Origin of the sequence: Allorhizobium pseudoryzae (genome assembly GCF_011046245.1) — a bacterium.
Classification (GTDB): domain Bacteria; phylum Pseudomonadota; class Alphaproteobacteria; order Rhizobiales; family Rhizobiaceae; genus Neorhizobium; species Neorhizobium pseudoryzae.
Map to the genome: position 1 here is coordinate 332,431 of NZ_CP049241.1, position 25,313 is coordinate 357,743.

Consider the following 25,313-nt stretch of genomic DNA (forward strand, 5'->3'; position numbering starts at 1 on the left):
TTTGAGGGGCGGACGCAACGACTGCGCTTGGCGTTCAGGCGCGCTTGTGTTCGAGGAAACCGACGTCGCAGTACTGGCGTTCGAGGTAGCGGAGCGTCGCTGCCGCATCGACCGGGCGCCCGTAGAAATAGCCCTGCCCCATGGTGCAGCCGAGCGCCTTCAGCTTGTCGGCATCCGCCTTTTCCTCGATGCCTTCGGCAACCACCTGCAGGTCGAGGCCATCACACATGGCAATGATCGCCTTGACGATATGCTCCGAGGTGCGGTCGGTCGTGATGCGCGAGACGAAGGCGCGGTCGATCTTCACCTTGTCGAAGGTGAAGTCACGCAGGCGGCCGAGACTGGATTGGCCCGTGCCGAAATCATCCAGGGAAATTTTCACGCCCGCATGGCGCAACTCGCAGATGATGCGCTCCGCGGTATCGGCCGAGGTCATGACCGCCGTCTCGGTGATCTCCAGCTCGACACGGTTCGGATCAAGCCCGACCCGCCCGAGCGTCGCCAGGATCGACGGCGCCGTGCCGGGATCCATCAGCTGGGCGGATGACAGGTTAAACGACAGAAACAGTTCGCGCGGCCAGGACAATGCGGCTTCCGCGGCCTTCCGCAGCAGTGTGTCGGACAGGGCGTCGATGAAACCGCGCTCTTCCGCGAGCGGCACGAAGACGGCCGGCGAGACGAAGCCGAGATCGGCATCGATCCAGCGGGCCAGCGCCTCGAAACCGACCACCGCCTCATCCCTTATGCGCACGATCGGCTGGAAATGCACCTCGACCGTATCGGCGATGATGGCGTTGCGCAGCGCCTGCTCAAGCTGCGTCGAGCGCTTCATTTCCTGGGCGATCTCGCGGGAGTAGACGGTGATCTGGCCGCGACCGCGGCGTTTGGAGCGGTAGAGTGCGGTCTCTGCGCTCTTCAGCAGCTCCTCGAATTCCTCGCCGGCAAACGGGTAGATGGCAAAACCGAAGGAGGCGGAGAGGCGCACGTTCCGGTCCCCCAGATCATAGGGCGCCGAGAGCACCTCCTTGATCATCTGGCCGAGCCGTTCGGCGCCGTTTTTCTCAAACACGAGAGGCAGGAGGAAGGCAAATTCGTCGCCGTCGTGCCGCGTTACGGTTGCCCCGTCCGGAATACACGCCTTCAGACGATGCGCCACCTGGCAGAGGATTTCGTCTCCGGCCTGCGAGCCGAACAGGTCGTTGATGGGTTTGAAGCCGTCGAGATTGGCAATGCCGATGGTAAAAGGTGCGGGATCTTCTGCCCGTTCGGCCGCAACGGCCATGACCTTCTCGCGCATGCGGTGCCGATTGCCCAGGCCGGTCAACGGATCACGATAGGCCATGGCCTTCAATTCGTTCTCTGTGACCTGTGGCAACGGTTGACCCGCCGATATCATGTAATGCCCCGCCGCATCTTTGGGTTTGGCGCAAGCATGCGACTGAAAGATTAAGAAAATTATAGCGTTGCGATGATGCTTTTCAGTTGCCGATGCTATGGCGCCACTTGCGGAAGTCTTCCCCCATGAACTGCCGGAACTTTTCCTCCAGTGCATCGGGACTGAGCGGCTTCATCACGACATCATTCATGCCGGCTGCCCAGCAGGCATCCCGATCCCCTTCAATGGCGGGAGAGAGCACGCCGATGATCGGCGTCCTGCCGGCCACCTCTTCCGTCTCGCGGATCTTGGAGGCCGCCTCGAAGCCGTTGAGGACCGGCAGCGTGATATCCATCAGGATCAGGCGCGGGTTGAGTTCCCGCCAGAGACGCACCGCCTCCTCACCGTCGGATGCGATGACATAGCGATAGCCGAACCCTTCCAGTATCTGCGAGAAGACAACCTGATTGACCGGATTATCCTCGGCGACCAGCACGTCGATCGACGCCGTCTGCGCGATCTGCCAGTCGGCCTCCTCGTCTGTCGGCGGTGAGGACGGATCCCGTTTCTGCAGGTGGCGGGTCACCAGCTTCACCAGCTCGGTTTCCAGCTGGAAGGCTTCGATGATGGCGCAATCAATGCCGGTGTCCTGGGCCGCCTCAAGGCAGGCGACGTCCATCTCGCCGTCCACCACGATCAGGTCGATCCGCACGTCGCGCTCTTCGGCGATCTGCACGATGGCATTCATTTCGTCGATGCTGCGCGCGGCAGTCGCATCAAGGCCCGCATCGGTGAGAAGCGCGACGCCGGTTTCCTCCGTGGCCTGCATCGCCGTCACCAACAGAACCTTGCAGCCGGCAATATCGCGCGCGCGCGATTTCGGTGCGTTGCGGTCCGGGTCCTTGATGACGTGACGCATGTCCGAATGGACAAAATCGAGACCTTCCAGACCGGCGAACAGGCGCTGCGGCTCGAAACCCGCTTCGACCGCATCCGACAGATCCTCCATCGCCGTCACCACGAGATAGCGGCCGGGCTTGCCGATCCGGAACTTGCGGGTGATCAGGATGCCGGCGGAGCCGTCCGGACGGGTGACATTCTCGGCGATCTGCGACGGAACGCCGGTTTCCAGCACTTTGCGATCCGCCTCATCGACCCGGAGCGCAAAATCTTCCACATGCAGATCGATCGTGTTGTGGCCGAGGATCGCTTCCGGCGCCAGATCGTAAAGGCTGCAGGCAGCCTGGTTGATGGCGACATAGGTGAGCTTGCGATCCTTGACGATGACCGGGAACGGCAGGTGATCGAGGATTTCCTCAGTGACCTGGACCCGCTCCAGATCTGCCCGCCACTGCTCCTCGCGTTTGCGGACATCGGACACGTCGCGGAAGATGCAGATGCCGAAACCGGATGGCAGGCGGCGTTTGGCAAGACTCATCCAGCGGTCGCCGCCGCGATGGACGAGGGTCTCGGCCCGTTCCTTCCACAGCGAGGCGATCTCGCCGGCGACCCAATCCTCCCGGCTCGCCGGATGACGATGGTCCGTTGCCGTGCTGGACTTCGGCGCATAACCGCCATTGTCGAAGATCACGCCAAAGATATCGCGAAGCCGGGTGCCGCGGGCAGGAATGACGGGAAGCGCGGGCAGGAAATTGCGCAGTTGCGCACTCGCAAACACAATCGTGTCGTTGCGATCATACAGCAGGACCGCGCCGGAAATCGTTTCGGAAATGATATCCAGCAGATGGGTCTCGGTGAATTCGCCCAAGGGCAGGCCCTCACCCATGGCTGCACTTTCGGGTGCAGGATGAGATCCCCGACAGGCCGGGCCGGCTGTTCACCAGTGCCGGTCGCATATCTTCAACCCCTTTTCGCCATACGGCTACGCATAACCGCTCGAACCCCACTGCTCTTCTACCGCAGAACCATACACCGGCCACACTGGCGTGGAGCTGCCCTCAACGTTGCAAAATGAACAATTATCGGTTTCACGTTAAGTTGTACTTAACGGTCGGAAAACTGGGCATACCGCATACCCGGCCCTTTCAACGCCGCCCCGGATGCGAGAGAATGGGCGATGCCCGTTAAACAGCTTCCTGAAACGCTCATCAACCAGATCGCCGCCGGCGAGGTCATCGAACGACCGGCCAGCGCGGTGAAGGAACTCGTCGAAAACGCCATCGATGCCGGCGCGACCCGCATCGAGATCGCCACCGCCGGCGGCGGCAAGAGCCTCATTCGCATCACCGACAATGGCTGCGGCATGGATGCCGGCGATCTGGAACTCGCGGTGCGTCGCCACTGCACCTCGAAGATCGACCAGTCGCTCGACGACATCCGCACGCTTGGTTTCCGCGGCGAAGCACTGCCTTCCATCGGGTCCGTGGCAAAACTGTCGATCACCAGCCGCCCGCGCGGTGCCGAGACCGGCGTCGAGATTGCCGTCACCGGCGGGCGGATGACGCCGGTGCGTCCGGCCGCCGCCAACCAGGGCACGGTGGTGGAGGTGCGCGACATCTTCTTTGCCACGCCGGCGCGGCTGAAATTCATGAAAACAGAACGGGCCGAGGCGGGCGCGATCACCGAGATCGTCAAACGCATGGCGATCGCCTTTCCGCATGTGCGCTTCGTGCTGTCGGGCGCCGACCGCTCGACGCTGGAATTTCCGGCGACCCCTGGCGATCCGCTCGCCCGTATGGCGCAGGTGCTGGGTGCCGATTTCAGGGACAATGCGATCGAGATCGACGCGCTGCGCGAGGACGTGGGCCTCAAAGGCTTTGCCGGCGTGCCGACCTTCAACCGCGGCAATTCAGGGCATCAATATGCCTTTGTCAACGGGCGACCGGTGCAGGACAAGCTGATTCTGTCGGCAATCCGCGGCGCCTATGCGGAGACTATTCCGGCGGGCCGTTACCCCGTCGCCGTGCTATCCCTGACGCTCGATCCGGCGCTGGTGGATGTCAACGTGCATCCGGCGAAAGCCGATGTCCGGTTCCGCGATCCGGGCCTCGTGCGGGGCCTGATCGTCGGCGCCATCCGCGAGGCACTGTCGCGCGACGGCGACCGGGCGGCCACCACCAGCGCCAGCGGCCTCATCGGCGCCTTCCGGCCCGGCTTCGGAGGGAACGGCCCGCGACCGGCTTCCAACCTCAACTGGAATGCCGCCGCCTCGCCCTTTCGCCCGGTCGCCATGCCTGCCGCCTCGTCGAATCATGGCTTTGCCGAACAGCGGCAGGCGGCGTTCGAGCCGCTGATGACGCCGACCGCACGGGCCGATGCCATGCCGGCCGGCGTTCGCCCGGACCACATCGAAACCGCCGCCGAGCCGGTGGAGCTTGCCACCCGCTTTCGGCTGGGGGCAGCGCGTGCACAGCTGCACGAAAACTATATCGTCGCCCAGACGGAGGACGGACTCGTGATTGTCGATCAGCACGCCGCCCACGAGCGGCTGGTCTTCGAAGCCATGCGCAAGGCGCTGGAGGCCGACCGCCTGCCCTCGCAGGTGCTGCTGATCCCGGAGATCATCGACCTGCCGGAAGAGGATTGCGACCGGCTGATGGTGCATGCGCGGGATCTGGAAAAGCTTGGTCTTGTCATCGAGCGCTTCGGGCCGGGCGCGGTTGCCGTGCGCGAAACGCCATCGATGCTGGGCGAGGTGGATGCGAACCAGCTGGTGCGCGATCTCGCCGACGAGGTGAGCGAATGGAACACGGCATCCGGCCTCAAAAGCCGGCTGGAGCATATTGCCGCCACCATGGCCTGCCACGGCTCGGTGCGGTCCGGTCGAAGACTGCGCCCCGAAGAGATGAATGCGCTGTTGCGCGAGATGGAGGCGACGTCCGGATCCGGCCAGTGCAATCATGGGCGCCCGACCTATATCGAGCTGAAACTGAGCGATATCGAACGCCTGTTCGGTCGCAGCTGACAGTTTTCTGTCTCCCGACCGGCCGAGAGGTCTGGCCATCCGCGCGTGCCGACGATAGAGCAGAACCGAGATGATATTCCGCAGGAGACGCACAATGAACCGGTTCGAAGGCGGTGGCCATCGGGAAGCCAAGATCCGTTACCTGGATGGCGACTACCAGATCCTGTCGCCGGGCGCCTTCGTCACCTGCGCGATCACCGGCGCGACGATCCCGGTGGATGAGCTGCGCTACTGGAGCGTGGCGCGCCAGGAGGCCTATGCCGATTGCGCCGCCTCGCTGGAAGCCGACAAGCGCGCCGGCATTCTGCCCAACCAGAGCCGCGCCTGAGGCAGGCCTATCCGTTTCGCTTTTCCGTCAGCAGCCGCGCCCTGCAGCGGGCGATCGCCTCATCGATCATCTTGGCCGGCGCCTGCGGATCGTCGAAGACCATCTCGACCTCCACCACCGTCAGCCGTGACCGCAACGTCTCGGCGGCACCATGATGGCCGGCAAGGCGCGCGGCGTCCTTGGCGGTGGTGACCAGCGTCAGACCGTCCTTGTCGGCATCCGCCATCAGGTCGGTCAGTTCGTCCTCGCTGAAATAATGATGGTCGGGAAAATCCCGCCGCAGCGCGATCTGTCCGCCGAGGCTTTCCACCGTGCGGTAGAATTTGGCCGGATCTGCAATGCCGGCAAAGGCGAGGAGCGGCTTCTCCTTGATCTCCGGCGCCGGGCCCGGCTTGAGGCTCGCGACGCGCACCGGCTTTCCGGCGCGTGCGGCCTGGCGCACCAGCGGATCGGCGGCCTCCCCCTCACCCACCCGCAGCAGCGAGGACATCTGCAGCATCTGCTGGCGCAGCGGCGCGCGCACCGGGCCTGCCGGCACGATATGGCCATTGCCGATACCGCGGCCGGAATCGACCACCACCAGGGCAAAGTCGATATGGAGCCGGGCGCTCTGGAAACCATCATCCATGATGATGAAATCGACGCCCTCCGCCACCAGCCGCTCCGCACCCTGATGGCGGCGGCGCGAAATCACCGTGATCGCCTCGCGGGCGAGCAGCAACGGTTCGTCACCGACGGCATCGGCGCGGTGGTGGTGCGGATCGACGAGGGTGGTGACGTCGAGAGAGCCGCCATAACCGCGGCTGAGGAAACCGGGCGTCAGGCCTTTGGCCCTGGCGGCCTTGGCAATCGCCAGTGCCGTCGGCGTCTTGCCGGCACCGCCCACGGTAAAATTGCCGACGCAGAAGACGGGAACGGGGACGCTCGGCGGTTTGGCGCGGGCCATGCGCCGGCCGGCAATGCCGCCATAGACGAGCGAGACCGGCCAGAGGCTCCAAGCCCGCCAGTCGGCTTTCGTCCACCAGAAGGGCGGCGCATCCGAAACCATCTTGTCCATCCCTCCAGCCGCACCGGCTTTGCGGCCCATGCCCGCCTGTGGCCCGATGGCCATCGGACCGGCTTTCGTCAGGCCGGCAATGGCGTGGGCAACAGCGTTTCCAGGCCGGTAATATCCTCCAGCACGTGATCGGCGGCAGCCTCCAGCGAGGCGACCGAGCCGGTACCGGTCAGAACCGCCACCTTCAGGCCGGCCTTCGCGGCGGCGGCCATGTGCAGATCATGATTGTTGTCGCCGATCACCGCAACCTCAGACGGGTCGAGCCCCGTCAGCCGGCAGAACCCCATCACCATGCCCGGCTCCGGCTTGCAGCCGAAACCGCTATCGTAGCCGGCGATGTAATCGAGATGATCGAGGAACCCGAATCGGCGCGCGGTCTCGCGGATCGACCGTTCGTTGTCGCTGGATGCGACACCGAGGACAAAACCGCGGGACTTCAGCCGCCCGAAATAGGCGCCGAGATCCGTCACCGCGACGGAGAAATCCGATGCCCGCACGAAGAGATCATCGAGTTCGATCGTCAGGCTTCCCACCTCGCGCAGCGAGCCGGCGGCAACGAACCCGGCGGCAATCTGCGCGGCAGTGCCGGCGGCAAACAGGCTGTCGGCCTTCGTCTTGCCGGTGACGGGATCCATGCCGCAGGCGCGCAGGAGCTGCTCTTCGAATTCCGGAGCACCACCGGCGGCGGCAATCCGTGCCGCCTCGCGGTTCACCGGTCCCCAGCTTTCATCGTAGCGGAGAAGCGTGCCATCCTTGTCGAACAGGAGACCGCGGATCGAGGAGAGGGACGACGCCATCAGCCGTCCGTTCCGGCCGGACGCAGCCGTGCGGTCACGGTCAGCGGGTTGATATAGGGTTCGAGCGCCTTGATGGTGGTGGACAGCGCGCCGCGCATGTCCTGCACCGCCTCATGGCCGCAATCGATCATCTTGCGGCGGGCGATATCGTTGGTCATCAGGTAATGCACGGCCTTGGCCAGCATTTCCACATCACGGATCATCCGGGCGCCGCCCTTGCGTATGATGTGCTGGTAGGTCTCCCGGAAGTTCTGGACATTCGGGCCGGAGAGGACAGCGCAGCCGATCATCGAGGATTCCATCGGGTTCTGCCCGCCCTCCTCCGTCAGCGAACGACCGACAAAGGAGATTTCCGTCAGGCGCAGGTAAAGCCCCATTTCGCCGATCGTATCCCCGAGGAAGATATCCGTTTCCGGGGTGATCTCGTCATTGCGCGAGCGGCGCGCGACCTTCAGGCCCTTTTCGGTGAGCATCGCCTCAATCTCGTCGCCCCGCTCCGGATGGCGTGGCACGATGATGGTGAGCTGCTGGTTGCGCGGCTTCAGCGCCCGGTGGACAAAAGCCGCCGCCGCCTCTTCCCCATCGAAGGTGCAGACCGCGGCCCAGGTGCGGCGCTCGCCGATCTGGGCGCGATACAGCGAGAGCAGCTCCGGATCGACCGGCGGCGGATCGGTGTCGCCCTTCAGATTGCCGGAAATCACGACGGGCCAGGAGCCGAGATCGAGAAAACGCTCGGCATCGAGGTCCGAGCGTGCCACGACCAGCGACAGCTTGCCGAACAGAAGTTCGGCCACCTTGCTGTTGCGCTGCCAGCGATCATAGGAGCGATCGGAGAGGCGGCCGTTCACCCGGATCTGCGGAATGTTGCGGCGGGCAAGCTCTGCCATCGTCGTCGGCCACATCTCCGATTCGGCGGTGATCGCCGCATCCGGATGCCAGTAGGCGATGAACCGCTTGATCGGGAATTTCAGGTCGAGCGGCACATACTGGTGGATGACATCGTCGCCCAGGCGGTTGGCGACCACTTCGGCGGAGGTCACCGTCCCGGTCGTCAGCAGAACATGGATTTCGCGGCGCAGCAGTTCGCGGATGAGCGGAATGACGGCATTCGTTTCGCCGACGCTTGCCGCGTGCACCCAGACCAGCGGTCCGTGCGGCCGCGGCTGGCTGGCAAAGCCGAACCGCTCCAGCCGGCGCTTGCGGTCTTCCTTGCCCTTCAGGGCACGATAGGTGAGATAAGGTGACATCAGCGGATAGGCGCAGATGCCCGCGACACGGTATCCCATAAGGGCTATGCGCGCCAAGCCGCTCACCGTTTCTCGATCCTTACGTTCACCGTCCGCCTCACTGCCCGCCGTGGGCCCCTGTTCAGCAGGCCCTAAGTCATAAATGCGTCAAAAACGCGCCGCCCCGCGCGCTTCCCCCGCACCCTCAATCGTTGGAATTGGGGTCCAGAAGACGGTGCATGTGAACGATGAAGTAGCGCATATGCGCATTGTCGACGGTCGCCTGCGCCTTGGACTTCCAGGCCGTCAGGGCGCTTGCGTAATCCGGATAGATGCCGACGATATCGAGCGCCTTCAGATCCTTGAACTCGACACCTTGCAGGCTTTCAAGCTCGCCCCCGAACACCAGGTGAAGAAGTTGCTTTTTGCCGCTCTGGTCGGTCATTGTCAGCCTCGTCTATGCTTGAAAAAGAGTACTTTTCCTGCGGCATTCCGCGGCAAAGGTCAACCCGCGCGAAGCCCGTGGACCAGGCTATCCAGCACATGTTCCGCACCGCCGCACAAAATGTCGTGCTGCACCTCGCGGCGGTTGTAGATCAGGCGGTTTTCGTCAAGATCGACCAGGCGCCCGCCGGCCCGCTCCAGAATGAGATCGGCGGCAGCCAGATCCCAGTCATGGCTGTTGCGCTTGACCACCGTGCCATCGATCCGGCCATCCGCGACCATGGCCAGACGATAGGCGAGCGAGGGCACGTGCCGGATCCGGTTCAGCGTTGCGCGGAAGTCCGACGAGAAGCGCCCGAGCATGTCTTCGGCGACCGCGATCTGCCGGACAGCACCGGGTTTTGCGGACGAGACCGAGATTGCGACATCGTTCTTATAGGCCTGGGCGCCCGCAACGGCATAAAATTCCTCGGCGAGCGCCGGGGCATAAAGCACGCCGGCAACGGGGCTGCCGCGATGAACCACGGCGACGCTGACGCACCAGGTCTTTTCGCCGTTGATGAAGGCGCGGGTGCCGTCGATCGGATCAACGACGAAGAGGGTCTCGACATTGAGCCTTGCCGCATCGTCATCGGTTTCTTCCGACAACCAGCCGTAATTCGGACGGGCGTTCAAAAGCAGGCTCTGCAGACGGTCATTCGAAGCAAAATCCGCCGCACTGACCGGCGAGCGCCCCTCGTTCTTCCACCAGACCTCCGGCGATTTGCCGAAGAAACCGAGCGCGATCTCGCCGGCTTGGCGCGCCGCGTCGCGGATCAGCGCCAGGTCTTGCGTCCAGTCTGCATCTGGCATCCCGCTCAAGGTCAGCGTCCCGCCAGCGTCATGCCTTCGATCGCGATCGTCGGCGCGGCGACGCCGTATTTGCGATCGATGTCGTTGGCGGGGGTGACACGCATGAACATGTCCTTGAGGTTGGAGGCGATCGTGACTTCCGAGACCGGATAGGCGAGTTCGCCGTTTTCGATCCAGAAGCCGGTCGCGCCGCGGCTGTATTCGCCGGTAATCATGTTGACGCCCTGGCCGATGAGTTCGGTGACGTAAAAACCGGTGCCGATGCTGCGGATCAGGTCTTGCGGCGCAATCTCGCCCGGCTCCAGCGCGAGATTGGTCGACGCCGGCGTGACGGCAGTTCCACCGCGCACGCCGCGGCCATTGGTCGGCAGGCCCAGCTCGCGACCAGTGGAGGTCGAGAGGAACCAGTGCTTCAGCACGCCGTCCTCGATCATCACCATGCGTTCGCCCTTCACGCCTTCGCCATCGAAGGGCCGCGAGGAGGAGCCGCGCACGACGAGCGGATCATCGGTGATGTTGAGGCCGGACTTCAGCACCTGCTGACCCATCTTGTCGCGCAGGAAACTCGTCTTGCGGGCGACCGAGGCGCCGTTGATCGCGCCGGCGATATGGCCGACGAAGCCGCGGGCGACCCGTGGATCGAAGACGACGGTGAGATTGCTGCCGGTCGGCACCTGCCGCGGATTGATGCGTTTGACCACCCGCTCGCCGGCGCGACGGCCGATCAGCTCTGCGGCATCGAGATCGGCGGCATAGAGGCGGCTGTCGAAATCATAGTCGCGCTCCATCTTCGTGCCTTCGCCGGCAATCACGCTGACGGAACGGCCGAAGCGGCTGGCCATATAACTGCCGGAAAAGCCGTTGGAGGTGACGAGAACCAGACCGCCGATTCCGGCGGAGGCGCCCGCGCCGGAGGAGTTGGTGACACCGGCGACCGAAAGGGCCGCCTGCTCCATGGCAAGGGCGGCGTCCGTCATCTCGACGGTCGACATCTCCGTTGCGTCATAAAGCTCGAGGTCCGGATAGAAGCGGGCAAGATCCACCTCGTCCGCCAGGCAGGCGAAGGGATCTTCCGGCGAGACCTTCGCCATGGCGACGGCGCGTTCGGCCAGCGCCTTCAGGTCGAAACCCGGATTGGCGGAGACGCTTGCCACCTGACGCCCGACGAAGACGCGCAGCGAAAAATCGTCGCTTTCGGAGGCTTCGGTGCTTTCCACCTTGCCGAGCCGCACGCTGACGGAGCGGGAACGGGAGCGGACGACCACCGCATCGGCCTGATCGGCACCCGCCTTTTGTGCAAGATCGATGAGCTCGCTTGCGCGAGAGAGGAGGGCACCGGAATCGATTTCAGACGACATGGGATGAGCCTTTCATTCCCGAACCATGTATTGTGCACTAGAGAAAGCATCAAGGGCGGAGTTCGATTCTTCGCTGCAATCCTCCAGAACCCGAGAGAACGCATGGCAACAACAGACCCGATGCTGAACGAGACGCTGCTGCTTCTGGGAGGTGCGGTGCTGGCCGCTCCCATTTTCAAGAAACTGGGGCTCGGCACCGTGCTCGGCTATCTCGCCGCCGGCATCGTCATTGGCCCGATCCTCAGGCTGATCAACGATCCGCAGGAAGTGCTGCACGTTTCGGAACTCGGCGTCGTTTTCCTGCTCTTCATCATCGGACTGGAGCTGAAACCCTCGCGTCTGTGGCAGATGCGCGGCGATATCTTCGTGCTCGGAACGGCGCAGGTGGTGCTTTCCGGTTTTGCGCTGACGGGCCTTGCCTGGCTGGCCGGCCTCTCCTCCTGGCAGGGCAGCATCATTGCAGGCTTCGGCCTGGCGCTTTCCTCCACCGCTTTCGCGCTGCAGATCCTGGCCGATAACGGCGAAGCCAATACCGCCTATGGACGGCGATCCTTCTCCGTGCTGCTGTTCCAGGATCTCGCCATCGTGCCGCTTCTGGCGCTCGTCACGCTGCTCGGCTCGGGAGAAACGGAAACCAGCTCCTTCTTCCGCGATTTCGCCGTGGCGGCAGCGGCCGTCGCGCTGCTGGTGCTCGCCGGTCGTTACCTGCTGACGCCGATGTTCCAGGTGATTGCCCGCACCGGCGCGCGCGAGGTGATGCTGGCAGCGGCGCTGCTGGTGGTCCTTGGATCGGCAATCATCATGCAGCTTGCCGGTCTCTCCATGGCCATGGGCGCCTTCCTCGCCGGCGTGATGCTGGCCGAATCCTCCTACCGGCACGAGCTGGAGGCGGATATCGAGCCGTTCCGCGGCCTTCTGCTTGCGATGTTCTTCATCGCCGTGGGTCTCTCGCTGGAACTCGGCGCGATCCTCGACAACCTCCTGCTGATCCTGCTCGGCGTGCCGGCCTTCATGATCGTCAAGGCGATGGTGCTCTATGGGTTGAGCCGTCTTTGGGGCTCGACGCATGAGGATGCCGCCAGCATCGCCGCGCTTCTGCCGCAGGGCGGCGAATTCGGCTTCGTGCTCTTCACCACGGCGGTGGCCGCCGGCCTTTTGACGCCCGCCACCTCCTCGCTGCTGATTGCGAGCGTCACGCTGTCGATGGCGCTGACGCCGCTCGGTGCTGCGCTGACAAGGCGTTTTCTGGTGCGCGAAGAGCGCGAGGAACTGGCCGAAGACTTCGACGGTGCCGGCGCCGACGTGCTGATGGTGGGCTTTTCCCGCTTCGGCCAGATCGCCGCGCAGATCCTGCTTGCCGGCGGCAGCGACGTGACGGTGATCGACGATTCCGCCGACCGTATCCGCCAGGCCTCCACCTTCGGTTTCCGCATCTATTTCGGCGACGGCACGCGGCGCGAGGTGCTGGTGGCAGCCGGCATCGAGCGGGCCAAGATCGTCGCGGTCTGCACGCAGAAGCCGGAGATCACTGACAAGGTCGTCAACATGATCCGGACCGAGTTTCCGGATGTGCGGCTCTTCGTGCGCTCCTATGACCGCATCCACTCGCTGTCGCTCCGGGCGCGCGAGGTGGAATACGAACTGCGCGAGACCCTCGAGTCCGGTCTCCTGTTCGGCCGCAAGATGCTGGAGGGCCTTGGCACTGCGGAATCGCAGGCGTCGGAAATCGGCGACGACATTCGCAGGCGCGACGAAGAGAGGCTGCAGATCCAGGCGGCGGAAGGTATCTCGGCCGGTCAGCACATGCTGCACACCCGCCCCGTTCGTCCGGAACCGCTGATGAAGCCGAAGCGGGCGCCGGTTCTCGATCCGCGCGATGCGGCAGAACAGGCCGACACGCTCTGACCTTTGCGAGATCAGGCGCGGGCGGAGGCCTTCATCAGGCTCTCCAGCCCGCGTTTCAGCTCATCCTTGACGCCCTCGGTTTCGCTGAGGATCTCGCGCACCTTCAGAAAATCCAGAACACCGAAGCGGTTGACCGGCGGGCGCAGGAACAGCTGCGGCGGATGCAGCTTGAGCTTCAGCGCGATGCAGGCCTGCATCATCAGCTGGCTGGCGCCGAACATGCTTTCGATGCGGTTCGGCGCATGGGTGCCGTCGCCTTCCGGGCCACCGACCACATCCACACCGATGACGATATCGGCCCCGTCTGCCACATGTTCATAGGGGATCGGATTGAAGATGCCGCCATCCACCATGATGCGGCCGTTGATGCGCACCGGCATGAAGAGGCCGGGAATGGCAGCCGAGGCGGCAATCGCCGGAGCAAGGTCGCCTTCTTCGAGGATCACTTCCGACTGCCCGTAATAATCCGTTACCGCGACCTTCAGCGGGATGGCGAGATCCTCGAAGCGTGCGGGGATTTGCGGTGGCAGGAAGGCAGTGAGGATGCGTTCGAGGTTGAAGTGGCCGAGCCGGAAGCCGCCGACCATGTCGCGCATGGAGGCAGGGCCGAGCGACCAGAGGCGGTTCAGCACCGTGCCGCGATTGCCGAGCGTTTCGATGGTGAAGTCGCGGATGTCGCCCCCCGACATGCCGGCGGCCATGCCCGCGCCGAAGATGGCGCCGATCGAGGAACCGGCGATCGCCACCGGGCGGATCCCCATCTCGTCCAGCGCCTCGATGACAGCAATATGCGCGATGCCGCGGGCGCCGCCTCCACCAAGCGCCAGTGCCACCCGCGGGCCATCGCCGGGCCTGGATGCAACGGGGGCCTCGGGAAGCGATAGCCGCGTGTTCATCCGGTATCCCTTCAGGCGGGCTGGTATCGGAAGAAATGGATGCGGGTATCGCCGAACAGTCGCTGCTCGAGGGAGACGAAAACCGGATCGACCGACAGCGTCACGTCGGCCCGTTCCTCGACCACCACCAAAGCTCCGGGCAGCAGCCAGCCGCCCTCGTGCGCGGCAGCAAGCGCGGCCTCGCCCAAGCCCTCACCATAGGGCGGATCGGCGAACAGGAAATGGAAGGGCTCGATCGTGCCAACGCCGCCGAGCTTGGTCGCGTCGCGTCTCAGAATGCGGGCGCGGCCGTGCAGGCCGAACTGCTCGATGTTTTCCCAGAGAAGGCCCCTGCCCTCGACGCTGTTTTCGACAAAGAGCGCGCTGCGACAGCCCCGCGACAGGGCTTCGAGCCCCACCGCGCCGGTGCCGGCGAAGAGATCGATGACGCGGGCATCCTCGATCGCTTCGGGATAGACATGGCCGATGATGTTGAACAGGCTTTCGCGCGTCCGGTCGATGGTCGGCCGGATCGCGTTGGATTTGGGCGTGGCCAGCGTGCGGCCACGAAACTCACCACCTACGATCCGCACGTCACATTACCCTCTCGGTGTTCTCGAACGCGGCGCACCGCCTCTGGGGCCGGACCCGGAACCCGGACCGCGACCACCCGAAGGCTTGCCGCCGGCGGGACGCCCGCCGGGCTTGCCACCACCCGGCTTTCCACCGGAAGGCTTGCCGCCAAAACTCTTGCCGCCGCCGGGCTTTCCGCCGAATGGCTTGCCACCGCCAGAGCGCTCACCGCCCGGTTTACCACCGAAGCCACCGCGGCCACCCTCGGACCGTTTGCCGTCCGGACGATCGCCGGTGGGGCGGCTGAAGGCGCGTTCGGCATTTTCCCGCGCCGAGCGGCCCGGGCCGGAACCCGATCCGTACGGCTTGGAGCGCGGACGATCGCCCTCTTCGCGCGGCTTGAAGTCACCGCGCGGGCGATCGCCGCGGGGGCGATCGGAAAAGCCGCGGTCGCTGCGTTCGGCCCTGTCGGGACGCTCGGAGCGTTCAGGGCGGTCAAACCGCGCCGGACGCTCTCCACGTTCGGGCCGGTCGCTGCGTTCGCCGCGCGCCGGACGGTCGCCACGATCCGGGCGGTCTCCACGGGCCGGACGGTCACCGCGCGGCGGGCGGTCGCCGCCCCGTTCCGGACGATCGCGACGGCCGAAACCCTCCTCCTCGTCTCGCGAACGACGCGGCGGTGCTTCGGCGCGGATCCAGTCGCTGTCGCCTTCGACACGATTGATCGGGACGCTGGAGGTGCGGCGCTGCGGCTCCGGCTCCTTGTGGAACAGGCGCTCGGCCTCGGCACGGGCCGACTTCTTGGTGCCGGCATCGGCCGTCGGGCGGGCGCCCGGCGCCATCCAGACATTGGTCGTGCGCGAGGTGCCCATCGGCAGGCGCTTCTTCGGCTTCTCGTCACCGAACTTGCCCTCGCCCGGCTTGGCCCCGCGCTTGTCGAAATCCTTCGGCCCACGGCCGGAATCGCGACCCTGATCCTTGCCGCGCGGGCGATCACGGCCTTCGCCGCCGAAACGATCGCCGCCGCGGTCGGGCCGGGTTTCGAGACGGCCCTTCGGCCGATCCTGACGCTCTTCGGCCCCCCAGGGACGTTCCTCGCGGGAGGAGGCCGCCTTCGGCTGCGGCTTCTCATCATCGGCCACCGGATTGCTGTAGATCGGCGCGTCGAAATTCGCCTTCGATTCCTCGATGAGGCGGGGACCGAGCTGATCGCGCAGCATGCGGCCGCGGACTTCCACCACATGGCCTTCCGGCAGGTCGCCGAGCTGGAAGGGACCGTAGGAAATGCGGATCAGGCGGTTGACCTCGAGGCCAAGCGCGCCGAGCACGTTCTTGATCTCGCGGTTCTTGCCTTCGCGCAGGCCCATGGTGATCCACACATTGTGGCCCTGGGTGCGGTCCAGCGTCGCATCGATCGCGCCATAGAGCACGCCATCGACGGCAATGCCGTCCTTCAGCTTGTCGAGATCTTCCTGGCTCACCTCGCCATAGGCGCGCACGCGGTAACGGCGCAGCCAGCCGGTGGTCGGCAGTTCGAGGACGCGCGACAGGCCGCCATCATTGGTCAGCAGCAGCAGGCCTTCGGTGTTGATGTCGAGGCGGCCGACGGACATGACGCGCGGCAGGTCTTCCGGCAGGTTGTCGAACACCGTCGGGCGGCCTTCCGGATCGGAATTGGTGGTCACCAGGCCTGCCGGCTTGTGGTAGAGCCACAGGCGGGTGCGCTCGATACCGCGGATCGGCTGGCCATCGACCTCGATTGCATCGGCAAGCGTGGCATTGACCACCGGCGTATCCAGCACCTGGCCGTTCAGCCGCACGCGGCCTTCCATGATCATCCGCTCCACATCGCGGCGGGATGCCACGCCGGCACGGGCCAGGATCTTGGAAATGCGTTCCGGCTTGCCTTCGGTGGAGGCAGCCGCCGCCGTGCGCTCTGCCGCCGGCTTGCGGGCGGGTTTGGCTGGGCCGTCACTGCGCTTGGCGGTATCGGTCTTCTTCGTCTCGCGCTCGAAGGGCTTGCGGCCCTCGCGCTTCGGCTTGTCTTTGAAGCTCATTTGTTGTTTGCCTGGGGCGTGTGTCGGACGAAAGCCGTCCAGGACATCACTGTTTGACTGAATTTATCGTCTGGTCGCGATGCAGATGACCTGCGCGCGACACGAGGTTGGACCGTTGCTAGCACTTCGCGTCCGTTGGGTTAAGAGGAAATCGCGGCATGGGCGGGACAAATCGTTTCATGGTTGCTGCGCTTGAAGAGGCGCGGAAGGCGGCAGACCGCGACGAAGTGCCGATCGGCGCCGTGATCGTGCTCGACGGCGAGATCATCGCCCGCGCCGGCAACATGACCCGGCAGAACAACGACGTGACGGCGCATGCCGAAATTGCCGCCATCCGCTATGCCTGCGAGGCGCTTGGCCAGGAGCGGCTGGCAGGTGCGGATCTCTACGTGACGCTGGAGCCCTGCACCATGTGCGCGGCAGCGATCTCGTTTGCCCGCATCCGGCGGCTCTACTACGGCGCACAGGATCCGAAGGGTGGTGCGGTGGAAAGCGGCGTGCGCTTCTTCAACCAGCCGACCTGCCACCACGCGCCGGACGTCTATTCCGGCATTGCAGAAACCGATGCGGGACAGATCCTCACCGACTTCTTTCACGCCAAAAGAGGCTGAGACCCCTTACTTGAAGGGGTTCCACCAGGACGAGGTGTTGGCCGAAGCGGCGGCGGCGGATTTCTTGCGCTCGCGCTCCTTCTTGGCTTCCGGTTCGCCGAGATCGGTCAATGCGGCATCATCCGCTACACGATACTGCACCGGCGGCTCCGTCAGGGTGCGGCGCTGGCCGGCAATGCCGGGGCTTTCCGCATTGGCCTTGGCCTGACGGAAGGCTTCCCACTTCTGGGATTCGGTCAGCGTGCCGGCCGTGCCGTTGCCGGCCAGAAGCGGCGAACGGTAGTTCGGGTTGTTTCTGTTGTCTTCCGCTTCCTGGCGAAGGCGCGCACGGGTTTCTTCCGGCGATTCGATCCAGTTCGGATTGTTCTCGCGACCGGCCAGCGATGCCTGCGGCGGGGGAAGCACGCTTTCCGTCTTCTTGTTGACGACGAGCTGCGGACGCGGATTGTAGCGCGTGTCCTTGTTGGCCGGCTCCTGCTGGAAGGCCAGCGACTGGCCGAGGTCATCCATCAGTTGCTCGCCCGAGGTCTTGCTGGTGCCGTAGGTGGGACCTCCAACGCAGCCCGACAGGCCGATAGCAGCTGCGGTCACGGCAAATAAGCCTGCGCGCACGCGAATTCCCTGCATCGTCTTCATTCAACCCCTTCCAGCGGCGCAACACAAACGCCAGCGAGACTACAAGAACGCCCCCATTGGCCGAAAAATTCGGCCAATTTCAGGCAGACTTACCGGATGACGCGGCAAAGCGCAATCATCCGGCAAGCATGTCACTTGAGCGCAGCAAGCTCCCGGAGCGCCTGCGCATCGCGGGCCGACACATCCGGATACTCCGGATCCGACCCCACATCCTTCGTGATCTTCCAGGAGCGGGCGCAACGGGTGCCTTCGGCGAGTTTCGGCTCGACGGCGACCTTCGTTCCATCCTCCAGACGGAAGGCGTCGGCTGGTCCCTCGCCTGCCACGACGGAAATATCCGAGGTGATGCAGATTTCGGCGAAATCGAGACCCTCAAGCGCCGCCAGAAGCTCCGGATCGGCGACATGCACGACCGGGGCCGCTTCGAGCGAGGAGCCGATGCGCTTTTCCTTGCGCTCCACTTCCAGCGCGCCGGTGACGGCACGGCGGACGGTGCGGACATGTTTCCACTTCTCCGCCACGGCCTCGTTTTCCCAATCCGCCGGGATGAGCGGGAACTGTTCGAGATGCACCGAGGTGGCAGACGGATCACGCGACAGCCAGGCCTCTTCCGTGGTGAACGGCATCATCGGCGCAAACCACAGCACCAGGCAATCGAAGAGCTTGCGGATGACGTAAAGGGCTGCACGGCGCTTCAGGCTCGACGGCGCCTCGCAATAGAGTGTGTCCTTGCGGATGTCGAAATAGAAGGCCGACAGTTCCACATTGGCGAAATCCGACAGGGCGCGGACGATGCGCTTGAAATCGAACTCGTCATAACCCTTGCGCACCAGCTGATCGAGCTCGGAGAGACGATGCAGCATCAGCTTTTCGAGTTCCGGCAGTTCGGCATAGGCAATCTCTTCGCCCTTGTCGTGGGCGAGCGTGCCGAGCATCCAGCGGACCGTGTTGCGGATCTTGCGATAAGCATCGATGTTGGTCTGGATGATCGTCTTGCCGAGGCGCTGGTCCTCAGCATAATCCGTCGACATGACCCAGAGGCGCAGGATATCGGCGCCGGATTCCTTCATCACATCCTGCGGCGTCACCGTGTTGCCGAGCGATTTCGACATTTTCCGGCCGTCTTCGGCCATGGTGAAGCCATGGGTGATGACGGCGTTGTAAGGCGCACGGCCGCGCGTGGCGCAGCTTTCGAGCAGCGAGGAATGGAACCAGCCGCGATGCTGGTCAGACCCTTCCAGATAGACATCCGCCGGCCATTTCAGGTCCGGGCGGTCTTCCAGCGTAAACGTGTGGGTCGAGCCTGAATCGAACCAGACATCGAGGATGTCGGTGACCATCTGCCACTTCTCGCCGTCATGCTCGTTGCCGAGGAAGCGTTCCTTGGCACCCTCGGCGAACCAGGCATCGGCGCCTTCCTTCTCGAAGGCTTCGAGAATGCGGGCGTTGACCTTTTCGTCCTTCAGCACATTGCCGTCCTTGTCGGCGAAGACGCAGATCGGCACGCCCCAGGCTCTTTGACGGGACAGCACCCAGTCCGGGCGCTGCTCGATCATGGCGCGCAGGCGGTTCTGGCCTCCAGCCGGGACGAAGCGGGTCTGGTCGATGGCGGAGAGCGCGCGGGTGCGCAGCGTCGTGCCATCGGACAAATCCTTGTCCATGTAGACGAACCACTGCGGCGTGTTGCGGAAGATCACCGGCTTCTTGGAGCGCCAGGAATGCGGGTAATCATGCTTGATGCGGCCACGGGCAAACAGGTTGTTGGCGGCGATCAGCGCCTCGATGACGCGCTTGTTGGCATCGCCCTTCTTGCCGTTGTCATCGATGACGCGCGCGGCGCCACCTTCGGCGGACGGGCCGAAACCGGGGGCTTCCTCGGTGTAGAAACCGGCGTCATCGACGGTAAACGGGATCTTGGTCGAGATGCCGCGGGCTTCCAGTTCGCGCGACTGCGCCATCCAGGCGTCAAAGTCTTCGCGACCGTGACCGGGGGCGGTGTGCACGAAGCCGGTACCGGCGTCATCAGTGACGTGGTCGCCGTCGAGCATGGGGACTTTGAAATCGTAGCCGAGCGATGCCAGCGGATGGGCGCAGGTGATGGCCGCGAGTTCCCTTGCAGCGACGTCAGACAGACGCTTCCACTCAAGCTTGGCCTTAGCGAAGGCATCCGCCGCCAGCTTGTCGGCAAAGATTAGCTTTTCACCCGGCTGCGGACCAAAGTCGTTGGTAGCCGCAGTCACTTCGTAAAGGCCATACTGGATTTTGGACGAATATGAGATCGCGCGATTGCCGGGGATGGTCCAGGGCGTCGTCGTCCAGATGACAACAGAGGCGTTTTCCAGATCGCGCAATTGACTGCCGGCGCTTCCCTGATTGTCCGCAGACTCGCCGTCGAGGCGATCGTGTGCGAATCTCACAGACGTCACCGGGAACTTCACCCAGATCGTGTCGCTCTCGACCTCGTGATACTCCACCTCGGCTTCCGCCAGCGCCGTGCGCTCGACGACCGACCACATGATCGGCTTGGAGCCGCGGTAGAGCTGGCCGCTCATGGCGATCTTCAAGAGTTCGCCGGCGATGCGGGCTTCCGAGTGGAAGGCCATGGTGGTGTAGGGGTTGTCGAAATCGCCCTCAATGCCGAGGCGGCGGAATTCCTCCGACTGGATATTGATCCAGCCTTGCGCGAAGTCGCGGCATTCCTGGCGGAATTCGTTGATCGGGACCTCGTTCTTGTCCTTGCCCTTGGCGCGGTAGGCTTCTTCGATCTTCCATTCGATCGGAAGACCGTGGCAATCCCAGCCCGGAACGTAGTTCGAGTCAAAGCCGCGCATCTGGAACGAGCGGGTGATGACGTCCTTCAGCACCTTGTTCAGCGCATGGCCGATATGGATGTTGCCGTTGGCATAAGGAGGGCCATCGTGCAGCACGAATTTTTCGCGGCCGGCGGCGGAGGCGCGGAGCTTTTTGTAGAGCCCCATCTCTTTCCATTTCGCTGCCATTTCCGGCTCCTTCTGGGGGAGGCCGGCGCGCATGGGAAACTCGGTCTGCGGCAGGTAGAGGGTCGAGGAATAATCGGTCTTGGTGTCGGTCATGGATCAACCATCGGAAAGGGCGACCGGTCGCGGTCGCGGATGTGTCATGGAATGGCGGCGAGCGCCCGAGCGGAACCCGAGCAGCAAAATCCCGGACCTTCCCGCGCGGTCACGCAGCGAGGAAGGCCGGGCCAATAATTCGAAGGATGCGGGCCGCCCGAAAATTCATCATGGTGCCGCGTCTTTACGGGTTTTTGGCGCCGAAAGGAAGGGGCAAGATGGGGGTGAATTGGACAGGGGGCGTTAGACTTCGATTGTCACGGGGAGACTGTGGTATCGCGGCTTCAGCGCGCCGATATGGCACGCTGAAGCAAGCCGTGTTACCGTTCGCCTATCAGATACGGGAGCAACCGATGGCCAGACGCATCTACTCGGTCAAGGCACTCTGGGACGACGAGGCGAAGGTTTTCTACAGCGAAAGCGATATTGAGGGCCTGCACATCGAGGCTCCCACCATCGAAGCCTTCGAAGAGGTTCTGTTCGATGCCGCCGTTGAACTGATCGTCGCCAACCACATATCGGCGGATGAATTGGAGGGCGTGACGGGGCGCTCCCGTCTGCCATTGGTCTCATTTCTGGAGAGCCTTGACCTTGACGATCTGCCGCTCGAAAGGGAGGTAGATACGGAGCGCGAAACGGTTCCGATTTACATGGACCGGCCGAAATTGGACAATGAATACCGCTGTTTCCTGGAAACCAAGGTGTCTCGCGCACGTGACGATATAGCCGCCGGCAGGGTTATGTCCGCGGAGGAAACCGAGAAGTTGTTTGCGGAACGCGCCCTGTCCCGCTGATCACGAGCCGATCCTACAGCGCAACTCAAAACGCAATCGTCGCATCCAACTCGCCGAGCGGCGTGACGCCGGAGAGGAGCGCGCGGGCTTCCGCCTCGTCCTGCTGCATCTGGGCGACCAGCGGGTCCAGTCCGTCGAACTTCAGCTCCGGACGCAGGTAGCCGAAGAAGGAGACGGACGAGACTTCGCCGTAAAGATTGCCCGAGAAATCGAAGAGGAAGGTTTCAAGCAGCGGTGCGCCGTTGTCGGTCACCGTTGGGCGGCGGCCGTAGCTTGCGACGCCATCGTGCAGCGAACCATCCGGGCGGCGGAAGCGCACGGCATAGATGCCGGCCCTCAGTTCGGTTTCCGGGGCGAGCCGCATGTTGGCGGTCGGATAGCCCAAGGTGCGGCCAAGCTGTTCGCCACCGATCACCTCGGCTTCCACTGTATAGCGATAGCCGAGCAGGCCCGCAGCCTGCGCCACGTCACCCTCGCCCAAAAGGGCGCGGATGCGGCTGGACGAAATCACCTCGGCGCCTTCGTCGCGGAAGGCATCGATGAGGGAGACGTCGAACCCATGCCGGCGGCCAGCTTCCATCAGATAGGCCGGGCCACCCTCGCGGCCACGACCGAAATGGAAATCGAAACCGGTGACGACGGCGCTGGCTTTCAGCCAGTCGGCCAGGATCGAGGTGACGAAATCCTCGGCGGAACGCTGGGAGAACTCCCGGTCGAAGGGATATTCGATGACGGAGCGGAAACCCATGGCTTCCAGCAGCCGTGCCTTCAGAGGCGCCGGCGTGAGGCGGAAGACCGGTTGGTCCGGCTTGAAGACGGTGCGCGGATGCGGCTCGAAGGTCAGCACCAGGGCCGGCACGCCGCGCGCTTCAGCCAGCGACAGCGCCCGCTCCAGCACGCTGCGGTGACCGCGATGCACGCCGTCGAAATTGCCGATCGCCACCACGCCGCCCTTCAGTTCGGGCGGCAGCGGTTCCTTCTGCTCATTGCGGTAAAATACGGTCATCGGGCGTTATCCGTCAGGCGAGGCGCGGCATCCACCATTTGGGCGTGGCACCCTCGCGCTTCAGATAGGCATTCAGGATCGCTTCGTCCGTCTCGCCGTTGATCGTATATTCCGCCGCATGGATGCCGCCGGAGATGTAGAGAAGGTCGAGGCCGTAGCTGAGCGCGCCCTTCACGTCCGTCGGCATGCCGTCGCCGACCGCAATCACCTTGGCAAGGTCGATCTCGCCCTTCACCTCGCGGGCCGCGGCAAGCGCTGCCTCGTAGATCGGCTTGTGCGGCTTGCCGGCAATGCGGGTCGAACCGCCGAGTTGCTCATAATAGGCGGCCACGGCGCCGGCGCAGGGGATGATGCGATGGCCGCGCTCGACCACCAGATCCGGATTGGCGCAGATGAACGGCGCACCCTTTTCGGCAAAACGCACCAGCATGTCGTGATAATCTTCCGGCACTTCCTTTTCGTCGTCGAAAAAGCCAGTGCAGACGATGGCTTCGGCCTGCTCTTCGCCGGTGACGGTCACGTCCAGTCCGTCGAACAGCGGCATGTCGCGTTCGGGGCCGAGCAGGAAGACCTTCTTCGGGCCTTCGGCGATCAGGGTGCGGGTCACGTCGCCGGAGGTGACGATGCGGTCATAGGCCTCGTCCGGCACGCCGATGGCGCGCAGCTGATCGATGACACCCGGCGCCGGGCGCGGGGAATTGGTGATCAGCACCACGGCCAGGCCTGCCTTGCGGGCTTCGGACAGCGCCACGCAGGCGGCGGGGAAGGCATCGATACCGTTGTGCAAAACGCCCCATACATCGGACAGCACGAGTTCATAGCCAGAGGTGATTGCGCCAAGCGTCTGAATGCGGTGTGCCATGGTCATCCAATGCGGTTCCGGGACATATCTGGCGCTGACATGGCAAAGCTCGGCCCGGATGGCAAGGAGTTTCGTTTGACCTTTGTCGTGGCGGTCCAGTGATCAGAAGCCCGCAAGGCGCCAGAGAAGGCCTGCCAGCGCGCAAGCCAGCAGCACCTTCACCAGGTCGATCTTCAGCCGCAGCAGGAGAAGAGCGGAGACGAGGAAAAGCGCCAGCGCCGCCGGATCAAGCGTCGCAACTGTCGGCCACCAGAGGCCGGGGGAGCCCTCGCCCGTCCATCCGGGCACCAGCGGCAGACGGCGCACCTCTGCGAACAGAACGTGCAGGCCGAACCAAAGCGCCAGATTGGCAATGACGCCAACCACCGCCGCGGTGATGGCGGACAGGGCGGCGGCAATTTGCGGCCTACCGCGCAGCCGCTCGATGTAAGGCGCGCCGGCGAAGATCCAGATGAAGCTCGGCACGAAGGTGGCCCAGGCAGTGAGACAAGCTCCCAGAATGCCGCCGACAACCGGATCGAGGCCGGGCACGGTGCGGAAGCCGACGAGATAACCGACATAGGAGAGCACCAGCACCAGCGGCCCCGGCGTGGTCTCGGCGAGCGCCAGCCCGTCCAGCATCTCGCCGGGCATCAGCCAGCGGTAATCCTGCACGGCCACCTGCGCCACATAGGCGAGCACCGCATAGGCACCGCCGAAGGTGACAAGCGCCATCTTGGAGAAGAAGGCGAACATGGCAGCAAGGTTTTCCGCGCCGGCCATGGCCAGAAGAACGAGGAAGGGCAGCTGCCAGACAAAGATCCAGAAGGCGAGCGACAGAAGCGAGCGGCCAAGCGAGACGCGCCGGCTCTCCGCCGAAACCGGCTCCGGGGTCTCCGTTGGGGCCGGCAGCCGGCGCGCGTGGATGAACCCGGCAAGAGTGGCGACCAGCACCACCAGCGGGAACGGCAGGCCGAGCACGAAGAGCGCGACGAAGGCAGCGATGGCCAGCCCCAGCAGGAACCGTGTCTTCAGTGTGCGGCGCGCCAGCCGGATCACCGCTTCCAGCACGATGGTGAGCACCGCCGCCTTGAGGCCGAAGAACAGGCCGGCCAGCCAGCCGGCATCCTGGAAAAGGGCATAGAGGGTGGAGAGACCGATGATGACGAAGAGGCCTGGCAGCACGAAGAGCAGGCCGGCGACGATGCCGCCGCGCACGCCATGTTTGAGCCAGCCGATATAGGTGGCAAGCTGCTGCGCTTCCGGCCCCGGCAGCAGCATGCAGTAGCTCAACGCGTGGAGGAAGCGCTCCTCGGCTAACCATTTGCGCTCGTCCACCACCGCCTTGTGCATCAGCGCGATCTGCGCCGCCGGCCCGCCGAAGGAAAGGCAGCCGATGCGGGCGAACACGCGGACGAGGTCAAAGAAGGCGGCGGTCTCTTCGGGGCTCTCTGAGCGGGACGCACCGGCGCGCGCGTTAACCGAACCGGACATATTTTCTTGTTTCCCGTTCTTGACTCGTCCGCCGGTCGATCTTATCTCAGCCTCGCTAGCACTCGCC

General features: G+C 64.3%; 21 protein-coding genes. 5 read left to right on the forward strand and 16 right to left on the reverse strand.

What is annotated here, in order from left to right:
• Positions 1-34: 34 nt before the first annotated feature.
• A complete protein-coding gene (locus tag G6N78_RS01820) occupies positions 35-1,396 on the reverse strand; it encodes a putative bifunctional diguanylate cyclase/phosphodiesterase (RefSeq protein WP_165215132.1) in 1,362 nt (453 codons plus the stop codon).
• 82 nt (positions 1,397-1,478) lie between these two features.
• Positions 1,479-3,161 (reverse strand): response regulator, encoded by a 1,683-nt coding sequence (locus tag G6N78_RS01825; protein WP_165215134.1) that lies wholly within the window; start codon positions 3,159-3,161, stop codon positions 1,479-1,481.
• A gap of 291 nt (positions 3,162-3,452) precedes the next feature.
• On the opposite strand from G6N78_RS01825, the gene mutL reads away from it, so the two are divergent.
• Positions 3,453-5,300 carry a DNA mismatch repair endonuclease MutL gene (gene mutL, locus G6N78_RS01830; protein ID WP_165215135.1) on the forward strand — a complete coding sequence of 616 codons (1,848 nt, stop codon included), beginning with the start codon at positions 3,453-3,455 and terminating at the stop codon, positions 5,298-5,300.
• Between the two features lie 94 nt (positions 5,301-5,394).
• A complete protein-coding gene (locus G6N78_RS01835; protein ID WP_165215138.1) occupies positions 5,395-5,628 on the forward strand; it encodes a DUF2093 domain-containing protein in 234 nt (77 codons plus the stop codon).
• A gap of 7 nt (positions 5,629-5,635) precedes the next feature.
• Here the strand turns inward: G6N78_RS01835 and lpxK are convergent, their stop codons facing one another.
• From lpxK to G6N78_RS01865, 6 genes are all read right to left on the reverse strand, one after another.
• Positions 5,636-6,676 carry a tetraacyldisaccharide 4'-kinase gene (gene lpxK, locus G6N78_RS01840; RefSeq protein WP_165221142.1) on the reverse strand — a complete coding sequence of 347 codons (1,041 nt, stop codon included), beginning with the start codon at positions 6,674-6,676 and terminating at the stop codon, positions 5,636-5,638.
• 77 nt (positions 6,677-6,753) lie between these two features.
• On the reverse strand, positions 6,754-7,482 hold the full coding sequence (locus tag G6N78_RS01845) for an HAD family hydrolase (RefSeq protein ID WP_165215140.1): 729 nt from the start codon (positions 7,480-7,482) through the stop codon (positions 6,754-6,756).
• Positions 7,482-8,768: a lipid IV(A) 3-deoxy-D-manno-octulosonic acid transferase gene (gene waaA / locus G6N78_RS01850; protein ID WP_234905858.1), complete on the reverse strand. Its 1,287-nt coding sequence runs from the start codon at positions 8,766-8,768 to the stop codon at positions 7,482-7,484. Before waaA ends, G6N78_RS01845 begins: the two co-directional genes overlap by 1 nt.
• A 145-nt stretch (positions 8,769-8,913) precedes the next feature.
• Positions 8,914-9,153, reverse strand: coding sequence for a DUF4170 domain-containing protein (locus tag G6N78_RS01855; RefSeq protein WP_165215145.1), 240 nt, complete (start codon positions 9,151-9,153; stop codon positions 8,914-8,916).
• A 59-nt stretch (positions 9,154-9,212) separates the two neighbouring features.
• Positions 9,213-10,004, reverse strand: coding sequence for a 3'(2'),5'-bisphosphate nucleotidase CysQ (locus tag G6N78_RS01860; protein WP_165221145.1), 792 nt, complete (start codon positions 10,002-10,004; stop codon positions 9,213-9,215).
• An 11-nt stretch (positions 10,005-10,015) separates the two neighbouring features.
• Positions 10,016-11,362, reverse strand: a complete 1,347-nt coding sequence (locus G6N78_RS01865) for a TldD/PmbA family protein (RefSeq protein WP_165215148.1) — start codon at positions 11,360-11,362, stop codon at positions 10,016-10,018.
• Between the two features lie 102 nt (positions 11,363-11,464).
• On the opposite strand from G6N78_RS01865, the gene G6N78_RS01870 reads away from it, so the two are divergent.
• Positions 11,465-13,267, forward strand: a complete 1,803-nt coding sequence (locus G6N78_RS01870) for a monovalent cation:proton antiporter-2 (CPA2) family protein (RefSeq protein WP_165215150.1) — start codon at positions 11,465-11,467, stop codon at positions 13,265-13,267.
• Between the two features lie 11 nt (positions 13,268-13,278).
• Here the strand turns inward: G6N78_RS01870 and G6N78_RS01875 are convergent, their stop codons facing one another.
• Genes G6N78_RS01875 through G6N78_RS01885 form a run of 3 tightly spaced genes read right to left on the reverse strand, consistent with a single transcriptional unit; the run spans position 13,279 to position 16,772 of the window.
• Positions 13,279-14,163 (reverse strand): patatin-like phospholipase family protein, encoded by an 885-nt coding sequence (locus G6N78_RS01875; RefSeq protein WP_165215153.1) that lies wholly within the window; start codon positions 14,161-14,163, stop codon positions 13,279-13,281.
• Positions 14,164-14,174: 11 nt separating this feature from the next.
• Positions 14,175-14,735: a 16S rRNA (guanine(966)-N(2))-methyltransferase RsmD gene (rsmD, locus tag G6N78_RS01880; protein ID WP_165215155.1), complete on the reverse strand. Its 561-nt coding sequence runs from the start codon at positions 14,733-14,735 to the stop codon at positions 14,175-14,177.
• Between the two features lie 6 nt (positions 14,736-14,741).
• Positions 14,742-16,772, reverse strand: a complete 2,031-nt coding sequence (locus tag G6N78_RS01885; RefSeq protein ID WP_165215158.1) for a pseudouridine synthase — start codon at positions 16,770-16,772, stop codon at positions 14,742-14,744.
• Positions 16,773-16,930: 158 nt separating this feature from the next.
• Between G6N78_RS01885 and G6N78_RS01890 the strand changes: the two genes are divergently transcribed.
• Positions 16,931-17,383, forward strand: a complete 453-nt coding sequence (locus tag G6N78_RS01890) for a nucleoside deaminase (protein WP_165215160.1) — start codon at positions 16,931-16,933, stop codon at positions 17,381-17,383.
• A 6-nt stretch (positions 17,384-17,389) separates the two neighbouring features.
• Here the strand turns inward: G6N78_RS01890 and G6N78_RS01895 are convergent, their stop codons facing one another.
• Entirely contained in the window at positions 17,390-18,019 is a 630-nt protein-coding gene (locus G6N78_RS01895) for a hypothetical protein (RefSeq protein ID WP_165215163.1), read from the reverse strand.
• Between the two features lie 131 nt (positions 18,020-18,150).
• Positions 18,151-21,111, reverse strand: a complete 2,961-nt coding sequence (gene ileS / locus G6N78_RS01900; RefSeq protein ID WP_165215166.1) for an isoleucine--tRNA ligase — start codon at positions 21,109-21,111, stop codon at positions 18,151-18,153.
• 170 nt (positions 21,112-21,281) lie between these two features.
• Here ileS and G6N78_RS01905 point away from each other — a divergent pair, with 170 nt between their 5' ends.
• Positions 21,282-21,905 (forward strand): DUF1902 domain-containing protein, encoded by a 624-nt coding sequence (locus G6N78_RS01905; protein ID WP_165215168.1) that lies wholly within the window; start codon positions 21,282-21,284, stop codon positions 21,903-21,905.
• A 25-nt stretch (positions 21,906-21,930) separates the two neighbouring features.
• Here the strand turns inward: G6N78_RS01905 and G6N78_RS01910 are convergent, their stop codons facing one another.
• The 3 genes from G6N78_RS01910 to chrA all read right to left on the reverse strand — a co-directional run bounded on the left by G6N78_RS01910 (position 21,931) and on the right by chrA (position 25,246).
• Complete coding sequence (locus G6N78_RS01910; protein WP_165215171.1) at positions 21,931-22,911, reverse strand: bifunctional riboflavin kinase/FAD synthetase; 981 nt, start codon at positions 22,909-22,911, stop codon at positions 21,931-21,933.
• Positions 22,912-22,924: 13 nt separating this feature from the next.
• Positions 22,925-23,773, reverse strand: coding sequence for a TIGR01459 family HAD-type hydrolase (locus tag G6N78_RS01915; protein ID WP_165221148.1), 849 nt, complete (start codon positions 23,771-23,773; stop codon positions 22,925-22,927).
• 102 nt (positions 23,774-23,875) lie between these two features.
• The gene (gene chrA, locus G6N78_RS01920; protein WP_165215173.1) at positions 23,876-25,246 is read right to left on the reverse strand and encodes a chromate efflux transporter; all 1,371 of its coding nucleotides are present in this window, start codon (positions 25,244-25,246) and stop codon (positions 23,876-23,878) included.
• Between the last annotated feature and the right edge of the window lie 67 nt (positions 25,247-25,313).